The following is a 24,841-nucleotide window of genomic DNA, read 5'->3' as shown; positions in this document are numbered from 1 at the left end:
GCATGAATGTGCCTGTCTTTCAGATTGATCAGGCAACACGTATTCCGATACTGAGCCAGATCAGCCTGTCAGTACAAAAAGGTGAGCATCTTGCGCTCATCGGCCCAAATGGAGCGGGCAAAAGCAGCCTGCTCCGCATGCTGGCTGGCCTGGATCAACCCGGATCAGGGTCTTTGTCCCTCAACGGCATTAACCTCTCGGAGTTCTCCCGCCGCGATATTGCGCGTGAAATTGCCTATCTTTCTCAGACCGATGAAATCGATCCGGCTTTCATCGTGGAGGATTACATCGCTCTGAGCCGCCTGCCATTCAGAGGCGACGCGAACCCATATGAAGACAGTCTTGCAATCCGAAATGCCGCCCAGCATTGCGAAGTCGTTCCTTTTTTACAAAGACGGATCGAACATCTGTCTGGTGGGGAGCGGCAGCGCGTCATGCTTGCGCGCTGCCTTGCCCAGACCCCGCAGGTTCTGCTTCTGGACGAACCAACCAATCATCTTGATCTCACCGCCCGCTCAAGGCTTCTACAGCTTTTGCGTCAACTTCCACTGACGATCATTGCCGTTCTGCATGATCTTTCTCTCGTGCCGGAATTCGCAAGCAGAGCACTCCTGCTCAATGAGGGAAAGCTCGTGCGGGATGGTTCGCCCACCGAAGTCCTTTCCTCCGAAGCGCTAGCGGAATCCTTTGGGATTGAAGCCATTCAGGTCTGTCTTCCAGACGGCGCATCAACCTTTGTTTTCCGGCCGCTCTGCTCATGAACAAAAGCCTCGTCGCGCTCCTCACCATGCTCTCGGCCATAACACCCGCATTGGCCGAAACATATCCACTCACGGTGCAGAGTTGCGGACAGCCCGTGACGATCACGCAGCACCCAACACATGCCGTCATTCAGGACGTGAATATGGCAGAAATGGCGTTCGCACTCCATTTACAGCCCTTTATAGCCGGCCTCAGCGGGATTTCAGGCTGGAGCAAAAAGACCCCAGAATTTTCCAGAATGCAGGGGAATATTCCCGAAATTGCAACCCATTATCCGTCTTTGGAACAGTTACTGGCCGCACGCGCCGACCTGTTCATTGCAGGCTGGAATTACGGCATGCATGTCGGTGGAGACGTCACCCCCGAAACACTTCAAGCTCAGGGGATACCGACGCTTGTCTTGTCTGAAAGCTGTATCCGCACGCAGACCCACCCAAAACTCCCAACGCTCTCCCTGCTTTATGATGACGAATACCGCATGGGCCGCGTTTTTGATCGCACGGCTGAGGCGACCGCACTTATCAACAGCTGGAAGCAAAGAGTAAGCGCGGTTGAAGGCCGGATTGCCAACACCAAGCCTAAGAGCGTGTTCATATACGATAGCGGCGAAGACCGTCCGTTTACTGCGGGCGCTTATGCTCTCGCCTCAGAGATTGTACGTCTTGGGGGTGGCGTAAATATTTTCAATGATCTCCAGACAAACTGGGGCCCGGCTTCGTGGGAAAGTGCTGCATTGCGCGATGCAGATGCGATTATCATCGTCGATTATGGAGCGGGCACGCAGAAATCACGTACTTTTCTGGGGCATCATCCGCTCATGTCAGACGCCCGAGCCATTCGAACCAACAATGTTTTGGCGCTCCGATATGACGAGCTTACCCCTGGTCCCGAAAATATTGGTGCTGTGGAGAAAATTGCGCATTTTCTGCATCCGGACATCAATCCATGAAGCGTGGAGCACTCGTCTTCGCAGCTATCCTCGTTGTTATGGGACTGGCTACTCTGGAAATCGTGGTCGGCAGCGCTCATATTCCCCTACCCGGCATTATGCGCGCACTACGATCTGGGCCGACAGGGCATGACTTCATAACGAAGATTGTCTGGTCAATCCGCGTTCCGCGCTGCCTGCTTGCATTCCTCACCGGCGCAACATTGGCGAGCGCCGGAGCCCTGCTTCAGGCAAGCACTCGCAATCCTCTCGCCGATCCTTTCCTCTTCGGCCTTTCATCCGGCGCAGCAACCGGGGCGGTGGCCATGCTTGTTTTTGCGGGCGATATTCTGGGCGTCTGGACATCTGCCATTGGCGCGGCAGCCGGTGCACTGCTCGCCACGATCGGTCTTCTGCTGCTGATCAGTGCAACAGCAACTGGCCGCTCACGGATCCAGAACGAGCGTGTCCTGCTCTCGGGTCTGGCCATTTCCTTTATTTTCTCGACCCTTACAAATCTCATGATTTTCTGGGGCGACCGCAACACAGCGCAGTCCATCCTTTTCTGGACGATGGGAAGTTTTGCTTCTGCTCGATGGTTATCCCTGCCAGTGGCGCTTGCTGGCCTCCTGCTCGTACTGACCTATGGCTGGCACGCCCGTCGCGGGCTGGATGCACTCATGGCCGGAGAGGAGACGGCGCGTTCACTCGGGATCGATACGCGTAGAATGCGCATGACGGTTCTCAGCGTGTGCGCTTTCAGTACAGCCATGACCGTATCCCTTTGCGGGCCCGTGGCATTTATAGGCCTCATCGTGCCTCACATGGCACGCCAGATGTGCGGGGCCTCTTTATACAGATCCTATGGATGGACCCCTGCACTCGGCGGAATACTCGCGATGCTTGCTGATCTGGTCAGCAAGTGCCTTTTACCGTCTCAGGAAATACCGGTTGGAATTGTTATTTCAGCCTTGGGTGCCGGTTTCCTCATCGCACTCATGGTACGAAAAACAGCATAATCACTCGCTGCGAGCTTTCCAGTCAAACAACGCCTGTTCAAGCCTGCCCCATGCACTTTCATTGGCAGGAAAGCCAAACCGTAAATCTGAAGGTCTCTCAGGAAAAGCCCGTGTCACGATCCCCCGGACGCAAAGCCATTTCCATAGCGCGTGAGCCACAGAACTCCGTACAAGCAGGAAAAGCGGCCCCGTTCCCGCAACATTCAGGCCCGCTTTTTCCATGATTTTGGCCAGTCGTGCCCTGTCACGTCGCAACTGTATCCGCCGCTCCGCAAGCCATTTACCGTCTGCCAGAGCCTGACACCCGGCCTCTATGGCCTGCGTTCCAACAGCCCATGAACCCATGATCTTCCGTACCCGATCCGCAAGCCCGGAGTTGGTCAGCAGAAAACCAAGTCGCACACCCGGCAACCCATAACTTTTGCCAAAGGAACGCAGAACCATCAGTGCAGGATGCGGAAGAAGGGATGGAGCACTCTGCTCTTCGAAATCCGCAAATGCTTCGTCCACAATCAGATATCCTGCTGATTTACTGGAATTTTCAGCCAATTGAAGCAGCTTTGACAGACTCAGCGTGCGTCCGTCAGGGTTGTTGGGGTTACAGATAATGCAAACCATGCGCTCAACACGCGTGGCCGCTTCAAATTCCGCTTCACTAACGACAACCTGTACCTCAGCCCCGGCCAGCCGCCACGCGGTTTCATGCCCTGAATATGTCGGCCCCCAGATTGTCACCCGCCGATAGTCGAGAATGAGTGGCAGCAGACCAATCAGCATTTGGGTTCCGGGTGCGGCAACGACCATTTCAGGGCACCAGACCCCATATGCCGTGGCTGCCGCGCGCAAAAGAGCCTCCTCATCGGAAACTTCCGGCAGACGGGACAATGCACTGATTTCCGGGGAGGCAAACGGATATGCATACGGGCTGATACCGGTTGAAAGATCCACAAAGGGCGTCGGTGCATCCGGAAATGCCCGCATCACCTGCCGCACCTGCCCACCATGAAGCGGCATCTTTCCCAACGATGTCCCTGACATGCTAGAACTGTGCTTCCAGAAAAAGTCTGCGGATCAATGTCTCTCTCCTACCTGCCATCCGTACTTCCCATCGCCTGTCTGGCCAGTGCCGTCGAGGCAATCGTTGGATATCCCGAGTTTCTTATCCGCGCCATCGGTCATCCTGTCATGTGGATTGGTGGGCTGATCTCCGCGCTGGACCGCAAGCTGAACAGACCGGACTGGAGCTTTCGCCAGAGAGAAGCCGCTGGAATGCTGGCCTTGCTTGTAATCGTTCTGGTGCCTGCCTTGATCGCAGCTTGTGCACTCCGTCTGGCGGAGAGTATTTTTCCAACCCCGCTCGTGTTCGTGCTGGAAGTGCTGGTCACGACATCCATGATTGCCCAGCGTTCACTCTGGACACATGTGCGCGCTGTCCACGATGCGCTTGAAACCGGAGGGCTTGCGGAAGGACGCAAGGCTGTTTCGATGATCGTAGGGCGGGACCCATCCACCCTCGACAAGCCCGCAGTCATTCGCGCCGCGATTGAAAGTCTGGCCGAAAACTTCTCGGATGGTGTTATTGCTCCGATATTCTGGACCGCAATTGGAGGGCTCACCGGAGCCACGGCTTACAAAGCCATAAACACCGCAGACAGCATGATCGGCCATCTCACACCGCGCCATTCCGCGTTTGGGCGTGCATCCGCCAAATGCGATGATGCCGTGAACATTCCCGCCTCGCGCCTTGCCGCGCTATGGATCATTCTGGCCGCCCTGACCTACCGGCAAACAAATGCCAGAGCTGCGATAGACGTAGTCTTCAGAGACGCCAAACGCCACCGCTCTCCCAATGCGGGCTGGCCGGAAGCCGCCATGGCGGGCGCACTGGGCCTGAGGCTCGCAGGGCCACGTGTTTATGGCGGTGTGCGTGTGGACGACCCCTGGATGGGGAATGGCCGAACAAATGCCAAACTGACCGATCTGGCGATGGCGCTGCGTCTGTACCGACGCGCCTGCGTATTGCAGGGCATCGCTCTCGCTATACCAACAATCCTGATGATGGATTATTGGCTCTCATAACAGGGGTCTTCACACCTCCCTTGCCATCTCCAGCAGGGCGTCGATATCCAGATTTTGCTCCAGATGAGCGGCCCATGCGTCGAGTGCGGCCTCGACCCTGTCCGTATGATCAATAGCGGTCCCGATCTGGTGCCCTATACGCTTCAGAAGTGTCGCGCGGGCAGCGCCTTCGTCAAATACGCCATGCAGATACGTGCCCCACACACGCCCATCGGCTGAGACTGCACCATCATTTTCCGAGTTGATCTTTGCGAAAGGCTCAACCCTTCCCAAGACTCTGGTGCGGCCAGAGTGGATCTCGTAGCCCTTCACGGCAACGCCCTCGGGAAAAAGTTCTCCAGATACTTCAGAGAGCTGCTTTTTCCGCGTCATGGACGTTTCAACGTTCAATAGGCCCAATCCCGCCACTCGAGAGGGATTTCCTTCAATCCCTTCCAGATCAAGGATCTCATGGCCCAGCATCTGATAGCCACCACAAATCCCCATTACCTGACCGCCTTTGCGGGTATGGGCCAGAATATCGATGTCCCACCCCTGCCCGCGCAAAAAAGCCAGATCCGAAATTGTGGATTTGGAGCCAGGAAGAATAATCAGATCACAATCTGGCAGAGGCTTTCCGGGAGGGACGATTTCAATCGAAACACCGGGTTCAGATCGCAACGGATCCAAATCATCGAAATTTGCAATCATGGGCATATGCGGCACCACGATCCTGATCATGCCCTTCTCTCGAGATGCGACTTCTATGTCAGTTGCATCTTCCGCGGGCAGATCTCGCAGCAAATCAAGATGAGGCACCAGACCAACCCCCTGCCAGCCCGTAAAGGCGGCAATCGCCGTCATGCCCTCCGAAAACAGTGAAGGATCTCCCCGCATTCTGTTGACGACAAACCCTTTGATACGGCTCCTGTCAGCGCTGTCCAGCACTGTATGCGTGCCAACAAGGCTGGCAATCACGCCCCCCCGGTCAATATCTCCAACAAGCACAACATCAATATTGGCGGCCTGCGCGAAACCCATGTTCGCGATGTCGTTTGCCCTGAGATTAATCTCGGAAGCAGACCCTGCCCCCTCCACGAGAATAATATCAGCCTCCTGCGCCAAAGCACTAAACGCTTCCAGAACATCCCCCATCAATTCGCGCTTTACGGACTGGTACTCACGCGCTTTGACGTTTCCCCTGACCTGCCCTCGCACGACGAGTTGCGCTCCAGTTTCACTCTGAGGCTTCAGCAGCACAGGATTCATATCCACTGTTGGACTGACACCACAGGCACGCGCCTGCAATGCCTGTGCCCGCCCGATTTCACCGCCGTCCTGTGTTACAGCTGCGTTGTTGGACATATTCTGAGGTTTAAAAGGACGGACGTTAAGTCCCCGCCGCGTAAGGGCACGGGCGATCCCCGCGACCAGAACAGATTTCCCGACGCTGGAGCCCGTTCCCTGAAACATCAGAGCCCATGCCATCAGAATTCGAACCCGGGCTGTGCCTTCACACCTGCCTTGAAATGGTGCTTAACGAGTGTCATCTCGGTCACCAGATCCGCAGCGTCAATCAGTTCTGGCTTGGCATTCCTGCCAGTAATGACGACATGCTGCATGAAAGGGCGTGCCTGCAAATCCGCAAGTACGCGTTGCAACGGCAGATAATCATAGCGCAGCGCAATGTTTAGCTCATCCAGAACCACGAGCCCGACATCCTCGCGTTGCAAAGCCGCCACCGCAACGTCCCATGCACGTTCACATGCTGCTACATCGCGAGCACGGTCCTGCGTTTCCCAAGTAAAGCCCTCTCCCATGGAATGCCATTCCACGAGATCTCCAAAACGCTCCAGAGCCGGGCGCTCGCCTGTAGACCACGCCCCTTTGATAAACTGCACAATCACAACACGTCGCCCATGCCCCAGCATTCTCAAGGCAAGTCCAAACGCTGCAGTGGACTTGCCTTTTCCCGGGCCCGTGTGAACAGCCAGAACGCCTTTTTCGATGGTCTTCTCCGAGACTTCCCGATCCTGTACATCCTTGCGCTTTTGCATCTTCTCCCGATGCCTGCGTTCGTCTTCACTGCTCATTGAAAGATCCTTCATGTCTGGCTGCCATGACGTGGAAAAATGATCCTGACACATGCCCCCGCCACGCACCGGCTGGCCCTAGATCTTTTCCATTTCCGTCACGAAGCATGGCGAGAGGCTCGTCTGAGCCAGCCTCGGAAATCCGCGCATAGTGAAATTCGTGCCCACGGAGGATATCCCCCTTCGCGCCAAGCGCACAGTCGTGCATCAGCGTGGCTTCGCGGTACCCCAGATTCATCTTGCGCCTGGCAAACGTTGTGACGTGATCCAATAATCCCGTCATCCGATGAACGACGCCCTGCGCATCTTCAATTGCACGCCCAAGCACCATGAACCCACCGCACTCGCCATGGACAGGATGTGACTGCGCAAAACGCCGCAGACCGTCATGAAAATGACTGGCGGAGGCGAGCTGTGGCCCATGCAGTTCGGGATATCCACCGGGAAGCCAGCATGCATCGCATGATGGATCAGGTGCTTCATCAACCATGGGTGAAAAGGGAACAATCACTGCTCCTGCAAGCCGCCAGCTCCGGGCCAAATGACTGTAGAAAAAAGAGAAAGCCTGATCATCCGCCACAGCGATGCGCTGCCCAGGTGGGGGGATTGTCTGCACATCATGCCGCACGGGAGTTATTTCCTGAGCGCCTGCGATAATCGCGTCGATGTCCAACGAGGCCTCAGCGCGAGTTCCTAGCGTGCTCAGCAAAGCATTCAGTTCAGACTGTTCCCGCGCCTGCACCAGTCCAAGATGACGCTCCGGAAGTTGCAGAGTCGGATCACGCATGAAAGCCCCCAGCACTTTCAGCCCTGCCGAGCGGATTGCTTCAGAAGCCATCGTCAAATGGCGCTCCGACCCCACCTGATTAAGCACCACCCCGACCACGTTGACGTCAGGATTTAGCGTTGCAAACCCATGGGCCGTGGCCGCAGCAGACTGCCCCTGCCCCGACACATCCAGCACCAGCAGCACCGGAATTCTAAATCTTTGTGCGATGTCTGAAGGTGCGCCGCGTGCGCCCTGCGGCTCCATCAAGCCGTCGAAAAGGCCCATGGCAGACTCAATCAGCAATATATCGGCGCCTTGAGCCGCATCTGCCAGCATCGTCTCGAGCATCTCCCCGGACATCGTCCAGCTATCCAGATTGAGGCTAGGACGACCTGTCGCAACTTCATGAAAAGCGGGATCGATATAATCCGGGCCAGTCTTGGCCGCCTGAACCTGCAGACCTTTTTTGCGCAATGCCGTCAGAAGCCCGAGTGTCGTTGTTGTCTTGCCACCACCAGAACGTGGCGCCGCGATCATAAGGGCACGCGTATTCATAAAGCTGCTCCGGACATCGCTGTCTCGATTTTGGGCGGAAATAGCGTATCCTGCGCAGGATGAATGCCGAGGCAACACCGCTTAGACGTGGCTGGACGACTGGAAGCTGTGCGACGGCGGCCGCCAAAGCTGCGTGGATGGCGCTTGAGCACGGTATTTTCTCCGACCCGATACGCATTTCCCTGCCCAGCGGCCAGCAGGTCGATTTCGTGCTCGCTGGGCATGGTTTTAATCATGATGGAGCTTGGGCAAGCGTCATCAAGGACGCAGGAGATGACCCTGACGTTACGCACGGCGCGCTGATCCGCGCTGACATACGAAAACTCGGGGCTGAACAAGGCATTGTTTTCAAGGCGGGTGAAGGCGTGGGCCATATTACGCGCCCCGGTCTGCCTCTGCCTCCGGGAGAACCGGCCATCAACCCGGTTCCCAGAAACATGATGCGAACCGCCCTTCAGGAGGTCAGCGGGAGCAATACCAACGCGGAAATCACGATCTCGGTCCCCGGTGGGATCGGCCTTGCCGAAAAGACCCTTAATAGCCGTCTTGGGATTGTTGGGGGCCTGTCGATACTCGGCACGACAGGCATTGTCATTCCATTTTCCTGCTCGGCCTGGATTGACAGCATCCATCGTGGCATCGATGTCGCGCGTGCGCTTGGCCTGCCGCATCTGGCGGCATCGACTGGGAATGTCTCCGAAACAGCTATTCAGAAATTTTACGGACTTCCCGAAACTGCCCTGATCGAAATGGGCGATTTTGCAGGAGGGGTTTTGAAATATGTGCGAAAGCACCCCGTCCCTCGCCTGACGATTGCAGGCGGTATCGCGAAAATGACAAAGCTCGCGCAGGGGCGCCTTGACCTGCATTCGGGACGAAGCCGGGCCGACATGGCGGAATTTGCCACCCTGACACGAACCGTCAGTGCGAATGCCACACTCGCGGACGATATCGCCCAGACCCAGACGATTGCAGAAGCGTTTCTCAAAGCCCGTGTAGCAGGTGTGGAGCTGGGAAATCATATCGCTTGTCAGGCTCTGAACGTAGCACTGGACGTTCTGGATGACAGCGCGACCATTGTAGATGTCGTTTTGTTCGACCGCATGGGGGTTTGCGTGGGGCGCAGCGAACTGCTCTCCGCTCACGAGCGAAAGCGCCTTCGGTAATCGGGATCATATAACGCGCTTTCCCTGAAATCCCGCGCGCCCAGAGCAGGCCCTACAAGCACAAGAGCTGTACGTTCAACCGGGTTTTCCTCGGCCTTGCCAAGCAGCGTTCCCAACGTAGCCCGGACCACGATTTCATCAGGCCAGCTTGCCCGCGCAACCACAGCCGCAGGGCAGTTCTCCCCATAGAACGGGATAAGGTCGCTTACGATCCGATCCAGCGCATGAACAGCCAAATGGATCGCAAGGGTCGCGCCCGTTGCGGCATATACCGCCAATTTTTCGCCCTCAGGCATGGATGAGGCCCGTCCGCTCACCCGCGTTAGCACCACTGTCTGTGCGACTTCTGGGACAGTCAGTTCCTGCCCCAGAATGGACGCAACTGCGGCAAATGCCGGGACACCGGGGGTCATTGTCCAGGGAATGCCCAGCCGGTCCAGCCTGCGGGTCTGCTCGGCCACCGCGCTATAGATGGAAAGGTCTCCCGAATGAAGGCGTGCGATATCCTCACCCGCAGCATGCGCACGCGCATACTCATCCTCAATTTCATCAAGCGATAACGGCGCCGTATCCACCAGCCGTGCACCTTGAGGGCAGTGCTCCAGCATGGCTTTCGGGACAATCGAGCCCGCATACAAACATACGGGGCACGATGCCAGAATATCCCGCCCGCGCAGTGTCAGGAGATCAGCCGCGCCGGGACCTGCCCCGATGAAATGAACGGTCAAGATTTCTTTCCTTCGTCTGTCGCACATTTTGCAAGCGCACAGGTCACGCCATCACCGTCCTGCCGATGCAGAACGAGCACACTATTCGTGCCTGCCCCCGCAAGTGCGCACCCTTCTGCTACGGACGCGTAGCCCGTCTTTCGCAAAGCAAGCTCTGATCGTGTTGGACACTCCGCCTGTCGAGCGGCAAGGGCATTCGCTGAGATGCATATAATTTCCACACCCAGTTGCTTCGAGGCTAATGCCAGCATGGCATTCGGGTATCTGAAATATGGAACGGCAATGGCATCCAGCTTTTGCCCTGCCACACCCGTAGATAGCCTCACGAGCCGCACCACGGCCTCCGCAGCCGCATCAGGGCGGCAGCCTATTCCTGCTATGATCACGCTTCTGCGCCTTTACGGGCCACAAGCTGCATCACGCGCATCGCCGGACGGAAGGCATGCAGACGCCCCACATTGTCCAGCCGTTCCACTCCTATGCGGGTCAGGCTCGCATTATAACGCTCAAACCGCGACATCATCACGGCTTCGCCCTCAAGCGTTACGGCATTGGCCACAAGACGGCCTCCCGCAGGTAAGGCGCTCCAGGCTCGATCAAATATTTCAACGTCAGACAGGCCTCCGCCAATAAAGATCGCATCAGGCTGTTCGAGAACTTCAAGAACCTGTGGAGCCCTTCCAACCACAATCTTCAGCCCCGGAACTCCGAGCGACAACGCATTCCGGGCAATACGCGCTGCGCGTTCAGGGTCGCGTTCAACCGCAATAGCCCTATTGGACGGATGACGAAGCATCCACTCTATTGCAATGGAACCAGCCCCTGCCCCGACATCCCACAGCATCTGCCCGACCGTTGGAGAAAGTGATGAGAGTGTGACAGCCCGAATTTCACGCTTCGTCAGTTGGCCATCATGCTCAAACAGATCATCATCAAGGCCGCTACAAAGCGGTATGATGCGCGCATTCAAGGAAGCCTGAAGTTCAATGCAGAGCAGGTTTAGAGCTTTAAATTCCGGCAGTGCTTCATCTGCATGAAACGCGCGGATTTCTTCATCAACGCCATCAAGAGATTCCAGAACATGTAGTCTTGAGGCCCCAAAACCATATCCGCACAGATATTCAGCAACTAACGCCGGGGTTGTTGCATCGGCGGACAAAACGATCAGACGCGTATCAGGCTGAAGAACAGGCGCCAGTGTCTCCAGCGGACGACCACACAGAGACACAACACGCACGTCCTGCCAGCCCCATCCAAGACGAGAACACGCGAGAGATATGGAGGACGGAAGCGGAATGCAGATCATCTCATCCGGGCGTATGTGCTTGGCAAGAGCACTTCCGGCGCCGAAACAGAAAGGGTCCCCTGAAGCAAGAACTGCTACAGGGCTTCCCCGCCATTCCAAAACCTGTTCGATCCCTTTCGAGAACGGGACGGGCCATTGATGAGCTTCACCACGCACCAGTTCTTTGGCCAAACTCAGATGCCGTGCTCCGCCGATGACGTAATGTGCATTGCGAACAAGTGTCTGTGCGGCAGAGGAAAGACCCTCGACACCGTCCTCACCAATTCCGATAATATTGAGCCAGGGCGCACTCATTGTCCGGCTCCGGCGGAGAAATGGAAAACATGCGGGTTCTGATCCTTGGTGGCACGAGTGAAGCCAGTGCACTCGGACGTATGCTGACCTCTGCCCCCGAACTCGCCCCTACCTTCTGTTTGGCTGGCGTCACGCAGGCGCCTGTTTTGCCGGAGGTTAAAGTCCGGATTGGGGGCTTCGGCGGCGTCGATGGTCTTCGGGCCTATCTTCGCCATAACGCCATACGCGCCGTTGTGGATGCGACTCACCCTTTCGCTGCGCGTATGAGCCACAATGCTGCGATGGCTTGCGAAATGCAGAACGTACCCCTGTTGCGGATCGAACGTCCCGAATGGAAGCCGGAACCCGGCGATCAATGGGTAACTGTTTCCGACATCAAAACTGCCGCACATGCGATCGGCAGAAAGCCGCGGAATGTTTTCCTGACCACGGGGCGGAAGGACCTTGAGCCGTTTCGAGAGGTCACGCACCATCATTATATTCTGCGAAGTATAGACAGGCCGGACCCGACCCTCCTGCCCCAGCACGTGACTCTCGTTCTCGCGCGTCCCCCGTTCGAGGTTGAGGACGAGATCGCCCTGATGCAACATCATGCGATCGATATCGTCGTTACCAAAAATGCCGGGGCGGATGCGACGTGCGCCAAGCTTTTTGCGGCCCGCGCTCTTGGGCTGCCCGTGATCATGATCCAGCGTCCTCTCCTGCCACCGTCTCTGCATGCCGAAACCGCGCGTGAAGCCCTGGACTGGCTTCAGGCCGTGCGTCACGCCTCGACCTTGCGGGACGTATAGAGCCACTGCCCCCCATCTGCCCGCGCTATGGTCCGTGTCAAACGGCAGCCGATCAGAACGAGCGTGCTCATATCCACCAGTTCAGGGTCCGCGCTTTCCAGATCCGTCAGAATAATGCGTTCGTCGGGCCTGCCCACCGCACGCGCGAAGGCCACCGGTACATTTCCAGAAACGTTTTGACGAAGCAGATCGAAAGCTTCCCCTAATTGCCACGGTCGGGCTTTGGAACGCGCATTATACAGCGCAATGACAAATCCTGCCTCGGCTGCAAGCCTCAGCCGACGACACACCGTCTCCCACGGCTTGAGATTATCAGAAAGCGAAATCACGCAGAAATCGCCCCCCAAAGGCGCCCCGAGACGTGCCGCAGCAGCGAGGACCGCCGTCACACCTGGTATGACCGTCACCTCAATGGAACGCCATGCAGGAGGGCCGTTCTCGATGGCCTCAAATACCGCGCTGGCCATACCGAAAACACCTGAATCGCCGCCAGAAACCACAACGACCTGGCGTCCTTCGAGCGTCATTTTCAGCGCATGGCGTGCACGGTCAATCTCAACGCGATTATCTGTTCCATGCCGACGAACATGTGGTGCTACACGCACCCGCTCGACATATGGGCCATAGCCAACCAAATCAGTCGCACCCTCCAGAGCACTTTGTGCCTCTGGCGTTAGCTGGGACTGACTTCCGGGCCCAAGCCCTACGACAAAAAGACGACTCATCGAACCCCGCGACGGCCGGGCAGAAGAGCCAGCGAGAAATACGGTGCAGGGCCGTCCATGTCTTCCAGCCGAGTAACACGGGAATCCTGCTGCGTCCCCCGCTCCACGTAAACAGCCTCGGCGCTTCGCCCGGCACGTTCCAGCGCAGATCGCAGTTTGGGCAAATTGCGCCCCAGCTTCATGACGACAGCCGCGTCAGTTTTTATAAGCCAGCTCGCCAGCTCGTCTTCGGGCATTGTTGCTGGAAGAACGCACAGAACATCATCTCCATGCGTCATGGGAACAGCGGCCTCAGACCAGCATCCGCCCATCCCCGTGATTCCGGGCACGATGCGACACTCCACCGTCTCTCTCAGACGATCAAACAGATACATCGCAGAGCCGTAAAGGAACGGATCGCCTTCGCACAGGAGCGCCACATCGCGCCCTGCCGCAGTTACCGCTGCAATCTTATCCGCACACTCGTCGTAAAAGGTGCCCATTCCGTCATGATAGGATGGATCACTGACTGCGCGTTCGATTGTGAAGGGATATGCAAAGCGCAACTCCTCCGTACCTTCGCTAATATGTGCGTCAGCGATACGGCGAGCGTGCCCCATACGGTCATGGCGACAGAAATACGCCACAACACCAGACTGACCGATCACCCGTGCAGCTTTCAATGTCAGCAGTTCAGGATCGCCCGGTCCCACCCCGACAATATGGACAGTACCGCTGGTCATTCGGTTTCACTCGCGAGGGCATTGATCGTTGCCGCAGCCATGGCGCTTCCCCCGAGCCGTCCCCGGACGATGATATGTTCAAGGTCATCCCGTTCTGCCAGAGCGTCCTTTGATTCTACGGCCCCAACAAACCCGACCGGCATGCCAATGATGACCGCTGGGCGCGGTGCACCTGCATCTATCATTTCCAGCAAATGGAAAAGAGCCGTCGGCGCGTTGCCGATTGCGACGACGGCTCCATCCAGCAGCGGCCCCCACAGATCCAGTGCGGCAGCGGACCGGGTGTTCCCGATTTTCTGTGCCAGATCTGGCACCCGTGGGTCGCGTAGCGTGCACAGAACCTGATTATCGGCGGGAAGACGCGCACGCGTGACGCCATGTGCAACCATCTCGGAGTCACACAGAACAGGGCATCCAGCTCTCAGCGCTGCTCGAGCCGATGAAACCAGATCGCTGGACATGTGCACGAACGGCGCAACATCCACCATTCCGCACGCATGAATGATCCGCACGGCGATCTGCGCCTGTTCGGAGGTAAAGCGTGAGAGGTCTGCCTCGGCACGGATGGTCGCGAAGGAGCGAGCATAGATCGCAGCTCCCTCGCGGATATAGTCATATCGAGATGTCCGGCCGCTCACGCATCCGTCTCCTTAAATTCAGTGCGCAACAGCGCAGAAACCTGCTGGATGTTCAGTCCTCGCCACCGTATCGCGTCGGAAGCTGTCGCATTACGGGCCGCGTCATATACTCCATCCCGCGCCACAAGCGTCATATCCGCAGGTGATGGATGTGCACACCCCTTAGAACATCCTGAGACATGCAATGTACGACCAGTCGGAACATCAAGAGCGAGATACAGGGCATCTGCCCCCACTTTTGCAGCCCCTCGTGCGCACCCGGTTTTGCCGACACAGGCCTGCACCCTGAGACGGGCGTCCGTCGCTTCCGTCACGAAACCCTGTACTGTGGATACTGCGCCCGAAACTACCAGACTGCGCCACGGCGTTGTCCTGACGATACCATCACCAGAAGAGCGTGCAATTTGTGCGCCAACCCGTAACGCACACGCATCCATTCGCCCCAACGGGACACCAAGCCCTGAGGCGTTTCCAGCGAGTAGGCCTACAACGCTGGGAATGCCCCCCCCAGAGCTGCACGCTCGTGACTGGGCACCGGCTTTCTGCAGATAGACCTGTCCCATCTGCACATGCGTTGAAGGACGCAGCGCATCAGCATTTTCCAAAAACGCATGAATGACTTTGACTGCCATCATGATTGCCGCCTCAAGGCTTGTCTCTTCACTGCGCGCCTGCCCACAGGCAACGTGCCATCTGCCATTTTCTGCACGAAGCATGATGTCAGCCGAAAGGGAGCCTGAGGGAAAATATCCGCCACCATCAACGACAAAACTGAACTTGTCAGGCAGGGATGCAAACGCCGTCTCCTGCACAAGAGAGGATCTGAGCGCGGCTGCACATTCAAGCGTAGAACGATCACAGGCAGGATCAAGCCCGGCGAGAGGCGACACAAGAAGGCCGCGCCTCTTTTCCTCAACCGGGTCAGCGGCAATCAATCCATATGCAATCGCTTTCCGGGCGACCTCAGGAATCTGATTGAATACAAAGCCCCGAAGTTGCAGATTGCCCCGGTTTGTCAGCTCAATGATGCCGTTTCCGTAAGTCTCTGCAATATCCGCAATTTGCAGAAGGGCTTCAGAAGAGAAACGCCCCAAATCCGGGCGAAACCGCACAAGCCAGCCATCGGCAGCCTGCATAGGTGCAAACATGTCTGGGCACCATCCCTTCACCAGAGACATCTCGCGCATCATGCCTCGCCATCCAGCTGCGCCATGGTGCTGTTCAGCCTCGGGTGCCAGAGCCCACGCTCTACCATTTGCACAAAGCGTAGGCGCATTGCCTCTCTGGCTTGTGGATTCATCGCCTTGAGGAAATCATCACATGCCGGATCTCCGAGGGTTGCAGCAAAAACAAGATCAAACTGCCGATCAAAGCGTGTGGGAAGCGTCGCGGCGAACCCACATAGAGCGTCTAGTCCTCGGGATATTTCTGCGGCGCCTCGGTAATCGTGTTGGCGCATTCCTTCGATCCAGCGCGGATTTGCGAGCCGCCCACGCACGACCCGCGCAATTTCGGCCTGCATGCCCCTCAGTTTTGGTGCGTCTGGCCGGGAGGTATCTCCGTGCCACAGTGTCGGAGTGGCCCCCATAGCCTGTGCCGCTGCGGCCAGCCCCCCCTCGTGAGCCGCAATATCCGGGCTCTCCAGAATATCCATTTCGGCATGATCCTGCACATGCACGATTGCGTCTGCCTGCTGCATCCTCAATGCGAACGCATCATCCATACGCTGTCCTTCGCGACCACCCCCGTAAGCCCACCCGCTCCCAGCGATGAACGAACGGCCAAGGGCATCGCTGTCCTGCCAGGAATTATCTGCAAGAGCGGCCTCAATACCTGTTCCATAAGCGCCGGGAGCAGCACCGAAGATCCGCGCTGAGGCATCGGCGCGCGCCTGCCCCTCAAGCCCATAAACCGTACCTGCGAGGGGATTCCACTCAGCGTCTTCCTCCCTTGCAGCGACGGCCTGAACAGCTTGGTCAAACAATGCAATCTGGGCGGGGAAAGCGTCTCGGAAAAGCCCTGAAATACGCAGCGTTACGTCCACTCTCGGGCGATCAAGAACGGCAAGTGGAATAATTTCAATGCCCGAAACACGCCCGCTGCCATCATCCCAAACAGGCACCACACCCATCAGCAGCAATGCGAGCGCAAGGTCTTCTCCACCGGTCCGCAGACTGGCGGAGCCCCAGATATCCATAACAATCCGCTGAAGTGGCTCCCCCTCTTCCTGCAGATGGCGAAGAAGCATCTGCCGCTCCTGCAATCGTGCCAGTTCGACGGCCGCGGCGGTGGGTATGGCACGTGGATCTACAGTAAACAGGTTACGACCCGTCGGCAGGACGTCCATTCGGCCACGTGTAGGCGCGCTTGCAGGTCCCGGCTCGATGAAACGTCCATCCAGTGCATCCAAAAGCGCATGGGCTTCCGCCTGTGCGCTGGCCCTCACACGGATAGCTACTTCCTCCGCACTTCCTCCGCCCGCAGATGATATTGATTCAACCAGAGTATCAATGCGGGGGGCTACCTTCCCGAAGACATGCAGGCCATCGCGGATCTGAAGGTCCTTGACGTCACACAAATAGGCATCAAGGCGAGCAAGCGCCTCGGTTTCGTCCCCGTCGCCGGGGCGAACACCACTTTCCGCCAGAACGCCCATTCCTGTTGCGCGCTCAAGAATCTGACGCCTCAGGATCGCACCACGACGACGGTCCAACCCATCAGCCTCAGCAAACTCATCAATCAGCCGCTCCAACTCCGCCATGTGCTCATCAAGGTCCGCTTTCATCACGGGGGGCGTCATGTGCCCTATCGTCACGGCACCAAGGCGTCTTTTGGCTGCTGCTGCCTCTCCGGGATTATTAACGATGAAAGGATAAATGACAGGCATTCCGCCACTCAGCACGTCCGGCGCACAGGAATCAGAGAGCGCTACGGCCTTCCCGGGCAGCCATTCCAGCGTACCGTGCGTCCCCAGGTGAACCATGGCATCTACCGCCATTTTCCGTCTTAGCCACAGATAAAAAGCAACATAAGCATGTCGTGGTGGCCGATCAGGGTCGTGATACTGCGCCTTGCGGTCCTGCTCGCTGCCGCGATCTGGCTGAACAGCAACGATGATTTTTCCAAAAGCGATATATCGCAAACAGAACATGCTATCCCTTAGGGAAGCATCTTCTTCGGGTTCGCCCCACGCATCGATTATGCTTTCACGAAACCCTTCCGGCAGTGTTTCGAAAGCCTCGGTGTACTCATCAAGGGTCAGGATGACGTTGCCTTCCCCCTCACAAAGTTTCCCAATCAACGATGACGGGGAGGAAAAAGGTGCAGGATCGCAGTCATATCCCGCATCTTTTAAAAGTGAGAAAATCGAGCACAGACTTGCAAACGCATCCAGTCCAACTGCATGTGCCATTTGCCCCGAGGCACCGGGATAATCAGAGAGGACGATTGCGATCCGTCGTTCCGAAGGTGTCAGAACCGCCAGCCGTACCCATCCTTTGGCCTGCATAGCCGCAGAGAGAATACCCGGCTCATAGGGAGTATGGCGCGCAGGTAGACCGGGCGCACTCTCACCCTTGAACGAAATTGGCGCGGAGGAGAGGCGTCCATCAAGTTCGGGAAGAACGACCTGCATGGCCAGATCAGTCTGAGACAGTCCACGCGCGCTCTCGTTCCATGCCGCAAATGTCGATCCGGGCTGTAGCACCTGAAGCACAGGCACGCCTGCCTCATCCAGAGGAGACGAAGCCCCAGCCTCTCCACGCGCAGCAAAGAACGTTGCGTTCAGCACGACATGAGGATTGCTCGCGCAGAGCTGTGCCCGCAGGAATGTTGCTGCCTCTGCACTCTTGAGTGACGATACATATACGGCGTCTGCGGCAATCCCCTGTTTTTCGAGGGCTTTTGCAAGTTCGTCTATTGCAGAGACGTCGTTTGCCAACAGATGCGCGCGATAAAACACGATAACCGCGCGGTATGGCTGTCCAGAAGAGGTACTCAGATATATCCCTGCGGCAGGAAGAGGGGCGGGTGAAGAGCCATCATCATCGCCCTGCCCCGCAAGGCTCGCCATCAGCGTCAACGCGCCTCGCACGTTCTCCGGGCCGCCAAACTTCAGAAAACCATCAAGGCGAGCGTAGGTATTACCGTCTACACCCGACCATTGTGAAAGACGCTCATCGTCTCGCGCATCGCCAGGAAGGAGTACAAGTTTGATGCCAAGCCGCTTGCAGCAGTTACGAACTTCCTCCACGCCGTAACGCCAGTAATCCACCCCGCCCAGCAAACGCACCACAACACAGCGCGATAAGGCGATGGTCTGCTCAACATACAGATCCACTGACATCGGGTGTCGCAAACGCGCCAGATTGGCGAGACGAAACGAGAATTTCGGCTCGCTCAAGCGGAAATAAGCCTGCTCCAAAGCCAGAAGATCGCTGTCCGAAAAAGACAGGAAAACGACATCAGCTGGCTCATGGCCCAGATCCTCGGCCACGTCCTGTGCGTCTATTCCGTGTCTTTCCCGAACTAGCAGATGCATTGCCCGACCTCAGAGCCGCATCAGATCAGCTTCAATTGCGGCACGATCAAATCCGTGCTGCCCTATGACCACAATACGCCCTTCCCGGTGCTCTCCTGACAATGGAACATCGAATTCATGGCGAAAGCGCGTTCCCACGCCCTGCACCGCCAGACGCATTTTCTTGCCCGTGACTGCTGCAAATCCCTTCATCCTCAGAATGTCATATTTGCTAGCGACTTCTGCCAGATGGATCAGAAAATCATCTGCAGATTTCTGCTCAGGGACGGTCACGACGAAACTTTCGAAATCATCGTGCTCGTGATCGTCTGCACCATCATGGTTCGAAGGGCGCTTTTCAAGATCGTCTTCGGCCGCTGCACCAATTCCGAGCAGGATGGCCGGGTCCAGCCGCCCCTCGACCGCACGAAGCGTCACGAGTTTGCGGGAGACGACATCGGCAATATTGCGCTCGACCAGTGCCAAAGCAGCCTCGTCCAGCAGGTCTGTCTTGTTGAGTACGACCAGATCCGCTGCATTAAGCTGATCCTCGTAAACTTCAGCAAGCGGGTTATCGTGATCCAGAGATGGATCTTCCTGACGTTGCAGGGCCACTGCCTCCGGATCATCCGCAAATCGGCCGCTGGCAACCGCAGGCGCGTCCACAAGTGTAATGACGCCATCGACCGTCATGCGGGTACGAATTCCGGGCCAGCTGAATGCCTTCAGAAGCGGCTTGGGGAGCGCCAGTCCAGACGTTTCAATAACGATGTGTTCTGGGGGATTTGGTCTGTCGATAAGGGATTCCATGGTTGGGATGAAATCATCTGCAACGGTGCAGCACAGACAGCCATTGGTGAGTTCGACGATATCATCGTCTGCACACCCCTCGATACCGCAGGAACGGAGGATTTCTCCGTCAATCCCCAACGACCCAAATTCGTTGACGACAATCGCAATGCGCCGACCGTTTGAACGCGAGAGCAGGTTACGCAGGAGGGTGGTTTTTCCTGCCCCAAGAAAGCCCGTAATAATTGTGACAGGGATTTTCTTTGCTGTGGTCGCAGCGATGTTCTGGTTCATGATGGCTCCTGTAAAGCGATAAGCGCGGCGGGAATACGACCAAGAACCATATCTGACAGGGAGGCCGGGCGTTTGGATGGCATTACGGTGCCTGTTCGGGACGCTTCATAGAGCTTCAGATATTCAAGAATATCATCAGATTTTTCAGGCGTCAGACGTCCGAGAAGCCATGCCCATTTTCCAGGCATCGAAACCACGGCTGTGCACCCGCTGGAACACGCGGACAGACATTCGACTTTCCGTACATCAATGTTGCGTCCCTCCGCGCTGGCCAGAAGGGCATCGTGCAGGTTGGCACCCATCGGGCCATCGATGCCATCCGCCTTGCGGCACGTTACGCACACATGAATGCAGGGACGGGATGCCTGGGCGGCGTCACGATCAGAATATTTCAGCGGCTCTGCCATGAATGGCCTCTCGGAACGGTCCCCGCGGACCTCGCAGCAAAACAGGGTGCGACGAAAGGCCCCCGGCATGGAGGGGACGCGCAGATACGCGACCTCACGTTCCGGGCACCCCGCCAGATCGTGACACTTGGCTCAGGAAGCCACGCGGCTTCCATAATGGCAGGTCTCCTGACTTATGGCCGGGATGCCCAAGAGCACCCCATAATTCACCTACCTTCCCGGACCTGAACCCAGTGGCGTTGTCCCGTTAGGGACGCGGCGAATTGATGAACCATCTACAGTTGCGGGGGCAGTGACGGATTTGGCCAGATGGCCTTACCGGCTTCCCTTTTCATCCTCTCCCGAGGAACCATTGCCATATCCCTATCGCCGCCGTTTCAGCGTGTCAAAGCAAACCCGTAGGGGCTATTGAGGGATCATTTCAGCACGAGCGGCAAACCTGCGGCTACAAAGACGACGCGCCCGGCCTCCGCAGCAATGCGTTGATGCAAAATCCCGGCCTCGTCCCGAAAGCGGCGTGACAGGACGTTATCGGGAACTATTCCAAGTCCCACTTCATTGCCCACCAGTACTGTGCGGCCTTTGCGGCAACGAAGAGCCTCCAGCAATCGCTCACTGGCGGCAAAAACGTCTCGCTCCTCCAGAATAAGATTTGTGAGCCACAGCGTCAGGCAATCCAGAAGAACGAAGGATTTTCCGGCCTCATCGAGTACCTTCTCAACAAAAACAGGTTCCTCGCACGTGGTCCATCCGGGTACGCGTTTCTGTTGGTGCTGCGCGATACGAAGACGCATTTCATCATCAAACGCCCTGCCCGTGGCGAGGTACGTCCATGGCTTGGGCGCGGCCGTGACCAAAGCTTCGGCATAACGGCTTTTTCCCGAGCGTGCCCCCCCGAGGACGAGAGTTACACCGCCCATGCCTGTCAAATTCGAAGGCACATTCTCCAGGTCCGGATTTTGTTCAGCTTGCATGGAGGCAGATAACAGCACAGAAAAGCCCATATGACAGCGCCTGATTTTCCCCGAGCACCGTTCCAAACCATGCACGCCCTGCGTGAAGCATGCATCAATCTTCGTGGCCCGGCGCGTGCAGCGGGCCAGCAGATTGCCGATCGCGAGGCGACGCTGACCAAGCCTGCCGGAAGTCTGGGTCGACTGGAGGAGCTTACACGCTGGATGGGCGAATGGCAGAACCGGGTAATGCCATCGCTGGAGCGCATTCAGGTTATTGTATTTGCTGGAAACCATGGGGTTGTGGCGCAGGGGGTCTCTCCCTGGCCGTCTGATGTTACCGCGCAGATGGTTGCCAATTTCGAACATGGCGGAGCGGCGATCAATCAACTCGCTCGCATTGGAGGGGCGCGGCTTGATGTGATTTGTCTTGAAAAGCTGCGATCCACACGGGATTTCACACAGGGCGCGGCCATGGACGAAGCCGGTTTCCTGTCAGCTGTAAATACCGGTTATGTCTCTGTCTCGCCTGACACGGATCTGCTGTGCCCCGGCGAAATGGGTATCGGCAACACTACGGCGGCATCAACACTCAGCGCAGCACTATTTGGTGGGCAAGGCTCAGACTGGGCCGGTCGTGGGACGGGGCTGGATGATGCAGGTGTCACCCGCAAGGCACATGTCATAGACCGCGCGCTTTCATTCCACGGTGAAAGCCTGAGAGACCCACTGGAAGCCGCAAGGCGCGTCGGGGGGTTTGAACTGGCAGCAATCATGGGCGCAGTTCTCGCCGCACGTCATCATGGTATTCCGGTGCTGCTGGATGGATTTGTCTGCACTGCTGCAGCCGCCCCTCTTTTCGCGCTGTCTCTAGACGGGCTGGACCATACACGCCTCTCGCATCGCTCGGCAGAAGCAGCGCATATGCGTTTGGCCGGATTGCTCGGGCTTGATCCCCTTCTGAATATGGCACTCAGACTTGGCGAAGCTTCGGGGGGCGCTCTTGCGATCCCTTTACTCAAAGCTGCTCTGGCGTGCCATGAAGGAATGGCAACATTTGCCGATGCTGCGATTTCGCAGGCGGACAGCGACGCTACGTGAATTTCTGGCGTCAAATACGCGAGGACATTGCCTGCGGGATGGGGCTACTGACCCGTATTCCCACAGGGTGGCTGTGCGTTGATGGAATGACGTGGTCCTTGACGCGATCAGTTTGGTGTTGGCCAGTGGTGGGCGCGTTGATCGGTGCGGCTGGGGGCGCAGTATTCCAAGGGCTTTCTGTCCTACATGTTCCTTCGTTTCTGTCGGCACTCTGGGCGGTCGCTTTTCAGGTTCTCCTGACGGGGGGTCTTCATGAAGACGGAATGGCTGATATGGCCGATGGGTGCGGCGGAGGGTACGATCGTGAACGCAAGCTTGCGATCATGCGCGACAGCCGTATCGGCAGCTATGGCGTGCTTTCCCTCACCCTTACCGTGATGGCGAGAGTGAGTGCGATTGCAGTTTTCCCACCGTCGCTGGCAATCCCGCTCTTGGCTGCAACCGGAGCCATCTCGCGGATGGTACTCGCCGCCGTTCCCCTTTTCCTTTCCCCTGCAAGACCCGACGGTCTGGCTTCGAAGCTCATGCAGTTTTCCAAACCTGCATTATGGGTCTGCATGTTGGCGGGGCTTGGTGTGGCCGTAGCCTGTACTGGTGCTGCTCTCGGCTTTGAAGCCGTTCTGATCGCAGGTTTGGTGGTGACGAGTGTTGTATGGTTCGCGCGGAGGCAACTGGGCGGCTTTACAGGAGACGTTCTGGGAGCCACTGCCACACTGGTGGAATGTGCGTCTCTGACGTTCTTCGCGGCAATCGTCAGCCACTGACGACGATCCTGTTTTACGCGTCCGTGATCTTGCCCTAATACCAACAGGAATGAACGCCCCGCCTTTCTCTGCATCTTTTCAGTCTGAACTGGAGACACTTTTCAGATGGAGACGAGATGTTCGCCACTTCCGGACTGATCCTCTGCCGCGCGCACTACTGGATAACCTTCTGCAGGCATCCTGTCTGGCGCCATCCGTTGGGCTAAGCGAACCTTGGAGGTTTGTTCTCGTCAATGACGCTGATCGCAGGAGTGCCATCCGTTCAAATTTCGAGCGATGCAATGCGGAAGCGCTCAAGGGGTATGAGGGAGACAGAGCAGCGCGTTATGCGGCCCTGAAACTCGCGGGCCTCAATGATGCCCCTCATCACGTTGCGGTATTCTGTGAAAAAGACCCAGCTCAGGGGCGCGGCCTCGGGCGATCGACCATGCCCGAAACAACCATCTGGTCTGCGGTTATGGCGATTCACACTTTCTGGCTTGCAGCAGTTGCAGCCGAAGTAGGCCTGGGGTGGGTCTCAATTCTTGACCCGGATGCAGTTCACCATGCTCTGGACGCTGAAGAAGGTTGGGAATTTGTGGCCTATCTCTGCGTGGGATATCCGCTTGAACCCTCCATGACACCGGAGCTCGAACGGACTGGCTGGGAGCAACGCAATCCGGAGCGCCGCGTGTGGATTACGCGCTGAGCGAAATATTAAAAAGCTCTGCCTTACCCTGAGGCATGGATGGCGCCAGCAGATCTGGCGTCTGGCCGCACGCAAGCCCCTTGAGAAGCCGCAATGGGCCTCCGTGAGACACAACGCATGTGCCTATTTTCTTGCACATAAGGTCATCCCAGTATGACTGGACCCTTGCTATTAATGCCCGCCCGCTCTCACCTTCTGGGGGAGCAAATCCCTTTGGATCAGCCCCCCATCGATCCAGCGCATCTCTGGGCACCTCATCCCACAACATTCCTTCCCAAAGACCGAAATCAAGCTCGGCAAGACGCGGATCAACCACAACCTCCCTGTGAGTCCGTGCGGCAAGATAGCGGGAAATGCTTAAACAACGCGATGATGGCGAAGAATGGATGACTTCGCAGCCCACATTGAGAAGACGTTCTGCAAGCAGGGTCGCGCCCTCTTCCCAGCCTGCAGCGAGAGGTATGTCGAGCCTGCCATAGCACCGCCCTGCAACCCCGTTGAGCGCAGGATGTCGGGCGAGCAGCACAGGAAATGTATGTCCAGTCATTAGGCTGTGTTCATCTATCGGAAAATCTCGTCCGGAAACATGCATGAGACGACAGCATGTCATGCGGATGGTGAAGTATACAAAAACAGTCCCGCTCTGAAAATTCGGAGCTTTTGCATAGATTATTGCAAGAAACACCATCATGGACATTAGTGAGAAAATACGTTTTCCCTATCATAGCGTTCCAAAAACCTTTGCGCTATGTTTCCCAACCCTTTTTGGCCC

At 57.1% G+C, this 24,841-nt stretch carries 25 protein-coding genes and 1 riboswitch; of the genes, 9 read left to right on the top strand and 16 right to left on the bottom strand.

Annotation, left to right across the window (positions count from 1 at the left end; translation table 11 throughout):
* The first annotated feature begins 2 nt into the window (after nt 1-2).
* Genes GWA01_RS03760 through GWA01_RS03750 form a run of 3 tightly spaced genes read left to right on the top strand, consistent with a single transcriptional unit; the run spans nt 3 to nt 2,709 of the window.
* Nucleotides 3-761: an ABC transporter ATP-binding protein gene (locus GWA01_RS03760; RefSeq protein WP_146794160.1), complete on the top strand. Its 759-nt coding sequence runs from the start codon at nt 3-5 to the stop codon at nt 759-761.
* Nucleotides 758-1,711: an ABC transporter substrate-binding protein gene (locus GWA01_RS03755; RefSeq protein WP_146794158.1), complete on the top strand. Its 954-nt coding sequence runs from the start codon at nt 758-760 to the stop codon at nt 1,709-1,711. The genes GWA01_RS03760 and GWA01_RS03755 overlap by 4 nt, the downstream gene beginning before the upstream one ends.
* Nucleotides 1,708-2,709: a FecCD family ABC transporter permease gene (locus tag GWA01_RS03750; protein WP_146794156.1), complete on the top strand. Its 1,002-nt coding sequence runs from the start codon at nt 1,708-1,710 to the stop codon at nt 2,707-2,709. The genes GWA01_RS03755 and GWA01_RS03750 overlap by 4 nt, the downstream gene beginning before the upstream one ends.
* Here GWA01_RS03750 and GWA01_RS03745 read toward each other — a convergent pair whose 3' ends face one another.
* Entirely contained in the window at nt 2,710-3,747 is a 1,038-nt protein-coding gene (locus tag GWA01_RS03745; protein ID WP_146794154.1) for a threonine-phosphate decarboxylase, read from the bottom strand. It abuts the gene before it with no gap.
* 36 nt (nt 3,748-3,783) lie between these two features.
* Between GWA01_RS03745 and cbiB the strand changes: the two genes are divergently transcribed.
* Nucleotides 3,784-4,788 carry an adenosylcobinamide-phosphate synthase CbiB gene (cbiB, locus tag GWA01_RS03740; protein WP_146794152.1) on the top strand — a complete coding sequence of 335 codons (1,005 nt, stop codon included), beginning with the start codon at nt 3,784-3,786 and terminating at the stop codon, nt 4,786-4,788.
* A gap of 9 nt (nt 4,789-4,797) precedes the next feature.
* Here cbiB and GWA01_RS03735 read toward each other — a convergent pair whose 3' ends face one another.
* From GWA01_RS03735 to GWA01_RS03725, 3 genes are read right to left on the bottom strand one after another with little or no spacing between them, the layout of a single operon-like run.
* A complete protein-coding gene (locus tag GWA01_RS03735; RefSeq protein ID WP_146794150.1) occupies nt 4,798-6,255 on the bottom strand; it encodes a cobyric acid synthase in 1,458 nt (485 codons plus the stop codon).
* Nucleotides 6,255-6,860, bottom strand: coding sequence for a cob(I)yrinic acid a,c-diamide adenosyltransferase (cobO, locus tag GWA01_RS03730; protein WP_146794148.1), 606 nt, complete (start codon nt 6,858-6,860; stop codon nt 6,255-6,257). Before cobO ends, GWA01_RS03735 begins: the two co-directional genes overlap by 1 nt.
* Nucleotides 6,850-8,184: a cobyrinate a,c-diamide synthase gene (locus GWA01_RS03725; protein WP_228118309.1), complete on the bottom strand. Its 1,335-nt coding sequence runs from the start codon at nt 8,182-8,184 to the stop codon at nt 6,850-6,852. The genes cobO and GWA01_RS03725 overlap by 11 nt, the downstream gene beginning before the upstream one ends.
* 59 nt (nt 8,185-8,243) lie before the next feature.
* Between GWA01_RS03725 and GWA01_RS03720 the strand changes: the two genes are divergently transcribed.
* Complete coding sequence (locus GWA01_RS03720) at nt 8,244-9,350, top strand: cobalt-precorrin-5B (C(1))-methyltransferase (protein WP_146794146.1); 1,107 nt, start codon at nt 8,244-8,246, stop codon at nt 9,348-9,350.
* On the opposite strand, the gene cobM is transcribed toward GWA01_RS03720, so the two are convergent.
* Genes cobM through cbiE form a run of 3 tightly spaced genes read right to left on the bottom strand, consistent with a single transcriptional unit; the run spans nt 9,326 to nt 11,678 of the window.
* On the bottom strand, nt 9,326-10,078 hold the full coding sequence (cobM, locus tag GWA01_RS03715) for a precorrin-4 C(11)-methyltransferase (RefSeq protein WP_146794144.1): 753 nt from the start codon (nt 10,076-10,078) through the stop codon (nt 9,326-9,328). The two genes, GWA01_RS03720 and cobM, sit on opposite strands and share 25 nt — an antisense overlap.
* Nucleotides 10,075-10,464 carry a cobalamin biosynthesis protein gene (locus tag GWA01_RS03710; protein WP_146794142.1) on the bottom strand — a complete coding sequence of 130 codons (390 nt, stop codon included), beginning with the start codon at nt 10,462-10,464 and terminating at the stop codon, nt 10,075-10,077. The genes cobM and GWA01_RS03710 overlap by 4 nt, the downstream gene beginning before the upstream one ends.
* Nucleotides 10,461-11,678, bottom strand: coding sequence for a precorrin-6y C5,15-methyltransferase (decarboxylating) subunit CbiE (cbiE, locus tag GWA01_RS03705; RefSeq protein ID WP_146794140.1), 1,218 nt, complete (start codon nt 11,676-11,678; stop codon nt 10,461-10,463). The genes GWA01_RS03710 and cbiE overlap by 4 nt, the downstream gene beginning before the upstream one ends.
* A gap of 29 nt (nt 11,679-11,707) precedes the next feature.
* Between cbiE and GWA01_RS03700 the strand changes: the two genes are divergently transcribed.
* Nucleotides 11,708-12,469, top strand: a complete 762-nt coding sequence (locus GWA01_RS03700) for a cobalt-precorrin-6A reductase (RefSeq protein ID WP_146794138.1) — start codon at nt 11,708-11,710, stop codon at nt 12,467-12,469.
* Here GWA01_RS03700 and cobJ read toward each other — a convergent pair.
* The 8 genes from cobJ to cobU all read right to left on the bottom strand — a co-directional run bounded on the left by cobJ (nt 12,442) and on the right by cobU (nt 21,537).
* Nucleotides 12,442-13,194, bottom strand: coding sequence for a precorrin-3B C(17)-methyltransferase (cobJ, locus tag GWA01_RS03695; RefSeq protein WP_146794136.1), 753 nt, complete (start codon nt 13,192-13,194; stop codon nt 12,442-12,444). The genes GWA01_RS03700 and cobJ overlap by 28 nt on opposite strands.
* Complete coding sequence (locus GWA01_RS03690; protein ID WP_146794134.1) at nt 13,191-13,916, bottom strand: precorrin-2 C(20)-methyltransferase; 726 nt, start codon at nt 13,914-13,916, stop codon at nt 13,191-13,193. The genes cobJ and GWA01_RS03690 overlap by 4 nt, the downstream gene beginning before the upstream one ends.
* On the bottom strand, nt 13,913-14,554 hold the full coding sequence (locus GWA01_RS03685) for a precorrin-8X methylmutase (protein ID WP_146794132.1): 642 nt from the start codon (nt 14,552-14,554) through the stop codon (nt 13,913-13,915). Before GWA01_RS03685 ends, GWA01_RS03690 begins: the two co-directional genes overlap by 4 nt.
* On the bottom strand, nt 14,551-15,744 hold the full coding sequence (gene cobG, locus GWA01_RS03680; protein WP_146794130.1) for a precorrin-3B synthase: 1,194 nt from the start codon (nt 15,742-15,744) through the stop codon (nt 14,551-14,553). Before cobG ends, GWA01_RS03685 begins: the two co-directional genes overlap by 4 nt.
* Complete coding sequence (cobN, locus tag GWA01_RS03675) at nt 15,741-19,094, bottom strand: cobaltochelatase subunit CobN (protein WP_146794128.1); 3,354 nt, start codon at nt 19,092-19,094, stop codon at nt 15,741-15,743. Before cobN ends, cobG begins: the two co-directional genes overlap by 4 nt.
* A gap of 9 nt (nt 19,095-19,103) precedes the next feature.
* On the bottom strand, nt 19,104-20,156 hold the full coding sequence (gene cobW / locus GWA01_RS03670) for a cobalamin biosynthesis protein CobW (RefSeq protein ID WP_146794126.1): 1,053 nt from the start codon (nt 20,154-20,156) through the stop codon (nt 19,104-19,106).
* Nucleotides 20,153-20,563: a DUF1636 family protein gene (locus GWA01_RS03665; protein WP_146794124.1), complete on the bottom strand. Its 411-nt coding sequence runs from the start codon at nt 20,561-20,563 to the stop codon at nt 20,153-20,155. The genes cobW and GWA01_RS03665 overlap by 4 nt, the downstream gene beginning before the upstream one ends.
* A 141-nt stretch (nt 20,564-20,704) precedes the next feature.
* A riboswitch (cobalamin riboswitch) is annotated at nt 20,705-20,932 on the bottom strand.
* Between the two features lie 47 nt (nt 20,933-20,979).
* Nucleotides 20,980-21,537, bottom strand: a complete 558-nt coding sequence (gene cobU / locus GWA01_RS03660) for a bifunctional adenosylcobinamide kinase/adenosylcobinamide-phosphate guanylyltransferase (protein WP_371858426.1) — start codon at nt 21,535-21,537, stop codon at nt 20,980-20,982.
* 30 nt (nt 21,538-21,567) lie between these two features.
* Here cobU and cobT point away from each other — a divergent pair, with 30 nt between their 5' ends.
* The 3 genes from cobT to bluB are packed head-to-tail and all read left to right on the top strand — an operon-like array spanning nt 21,568 to nt 24,069.
* Complete coding sequence (gene cobT, locus GWA01_RS03655; RefSeq protein ID WP_371858422.1) at nt 21,568-22,617, top strand: nicotinate-nucleotide--dimethylbenzimidazole phosphoribosyltransferase; 1,050 nt, start codon at nt 21,568-21,570, stop codon at nt 22,615-22,617.
* A complete protein-coding gene (gene cobS, locus GWA01_RS03650) occupies nt 22,614-23,381 on the top strand; it encodes an adenosylcobinamide-GDP ribazoletransferase (protein WP_146794120.1) in 768 nt (255 codons plus the stop codon). The genes cobT and cobS overlap by 4 nt, the downstream gene beginning before the upstream one ends.
* Before the next feature lie 49 nt (nt 23,382-23,430).
* Nucleotides 23,431-24,069: a 5,6-dimethylbenzimidazole synthase gene (bluB, locus tag GWA01_RS03645; RefSeq protein ID WP_146794118.1), complete on the top strand. Its 639-nt coding sequence runs from the start codon at nt 23,431-23,433 to the stop codon at nt 24,067-24,069.
* Here bluB and GWA01_RS03640 read toward each other — a convergent pair.
* Nucleotides 24,059-24,616, bottom strand: a complete 558-nt coding sequence (locus GWA01_RS03640; protein WP_146794116.1) for a histidine phosphatase family protein — start codon at nt 24,614-24,616, stop codon at nt 24,059-24,061. The genes bluB and GWA01_RS03640 overlap by 11 nt on opposite strands.
* Nucleotides 24,617-24,841: the final 225 nt, after the last annotated feature.

The organism is Gluconobacter wancherniae NBRC 103581 (assembly GCF_007988885.1).
Lineage (GTDB): Bacteria > Pseudomonadota > Alphaproteobacteria > Acetobacterales > Acetobacteraceae > Gluconobacter > Gluconobacter wancherniae.
The sequence above is the reverse complement of the archived record's forward strand: the minus strand, read 5'-3'. Positions and strand labels throughout refer to the sequence as shown.

Bases quoted from the DNA above. Each gene is read 5' to 3' on its own strand.
- GWA01_RS03760 (WP_146794160.1), top strand. From the start codon at position 3: ATGAATGTGCCTGTCTTTCAGATTGATCAGGCAACACGTATTCCGATA.
- GWA01_RS03755 (WP_146794158.1), top strand. From the start codon at position 758: ATGAACAAAAGCCTCGTCGCGCTCCTCACCATGCTCTCGGCCATAACA.
- GWA01_RS03750 (WP_146794156.1), top strand. From the start codon at position 1,708: ATGAAGCGTGGAGCACTCGTCTTCGCAGCTATCCTCGTTGTTATGGGA.
- GWA01_RS03745 (WP_146794154.1), bottom strand. From the start codon at position 3,747: ATGTCAGGGACATCGTTGGGAAAGATGCCGCTTCATGGTGGGCAGGTG.
- cbiB (WP_146794152.1), top strand. From the start codon at position 3,784: ATGTCTCTCTCCTACCTGCCATCCGTACTTCCCATCGCCTGTCTGGCC.
- GWA01_RS03735 (WP_146794150.1), bottom strand. From the start codon at position 6,255: ATGGCATGGGCTCTGATGTTTCAGGGAACGGGCTCCAGCGTCGGGAAA.
- cobO (WP_146794148.1), bottom strand. From the start codon at position 6,860: ATGAGCAGTGAAGACGAACGCAGGCATCGGGAGAAGATGCAAAAGCGC.
- GWA01_RS03725 (WP_228118309.1), bottom strand. From the start codon at position 8,184: ATGAATACGCGTGCCCTTATGATCGCGGCGCCACGTTCTGGTGGTGGC.
- GWA01_RS03720 (WP_146794146.1), top strand. From the start codon at position 8,244: ATGAATGCCGAGGCAACACCGCTTAGACGTGGCTGGACGACTGGAAGC.
- cbiE (WP_146794140.1), bottom strand. From the start codon at position 11,678: ATGAGTGCGCCCTGGCTCAATATTATCGGAATTGGTGAGGACGGTGTC.
- GWA01_RS03700 (WP_146794138.1), top strand. From the start codon at position 11,708: ATGCGGGTTCTGATCCTTGGTGGCACGAGTGAAGCCAGTGCACTCGGA.
- cobJ (WP_146794136.1), bottom strand. From the start codon at position 13,194: ATGAGTCGTCTTTTTGTCGTAGGGCTTGGGCCCGGAAGTCAGTCCCAG.
- GWA01_RS03690 (WP_146794134.1), bottom strand. From the start codon at position 13,916: ATGACCAGCGGTACTGTCCATATTGTCGGGGTGGGACCGGGCGATCCT.
- cobG (WP_146794130.1), bottom strand. From the start codon at position 15,744: ATGATGCGCGAGATGTCTCTGGTGAAGGGATGGTGCCCAGACATGTTT.
- cobN (WP_146794128.1), bottom strand. From the start codon at position 19,094: ATGCATCTGCTAGTTCGGGAAAGACACGGAATAGACGCACAGGACGTG.
- cobW (WP_146794126.1), bottom strand. From the start codon at position 20,156: ATGAACCAGAACATCGCTGCGACCACAGCAAAGAAAATCCCTGTCACA.
- GWA01_RS03665 (WP_146794124.1), bottom strand. From the start codon at position 20,563: ATGGCAGAGCCGCTGAAATATTCTGATCGTGACGCCGCCCAGGCATCC.
- cobU (WP_371858426.1), bottom strand. From the start codon at position 21,537: ATGCAAGCTGAACAAAATCCGGACCTGGAGAATGTGCCTTCGAATTTG.
- cobT (WP_371858422.1), top strand. From the start codon at position 21,568: ATGACAGCGCCTGATTTTCCCCGAGCACCGTTCCAAACCATGCACGCC.
- bluB (WP_146794118.1), top strand. From the start codon at position 23,431: ATGAACGCCCCGCCTTTCTCTGCATCTTTTCAGTCTGAACTGGAGACA.
- GWA01_RS03640 (WP_146794116.1), bottom strand. From the start codon at position 24,616: ATGACTGGACATACATTTCCTGTGCTGCTCGCCCGACATCCTGCGCTC.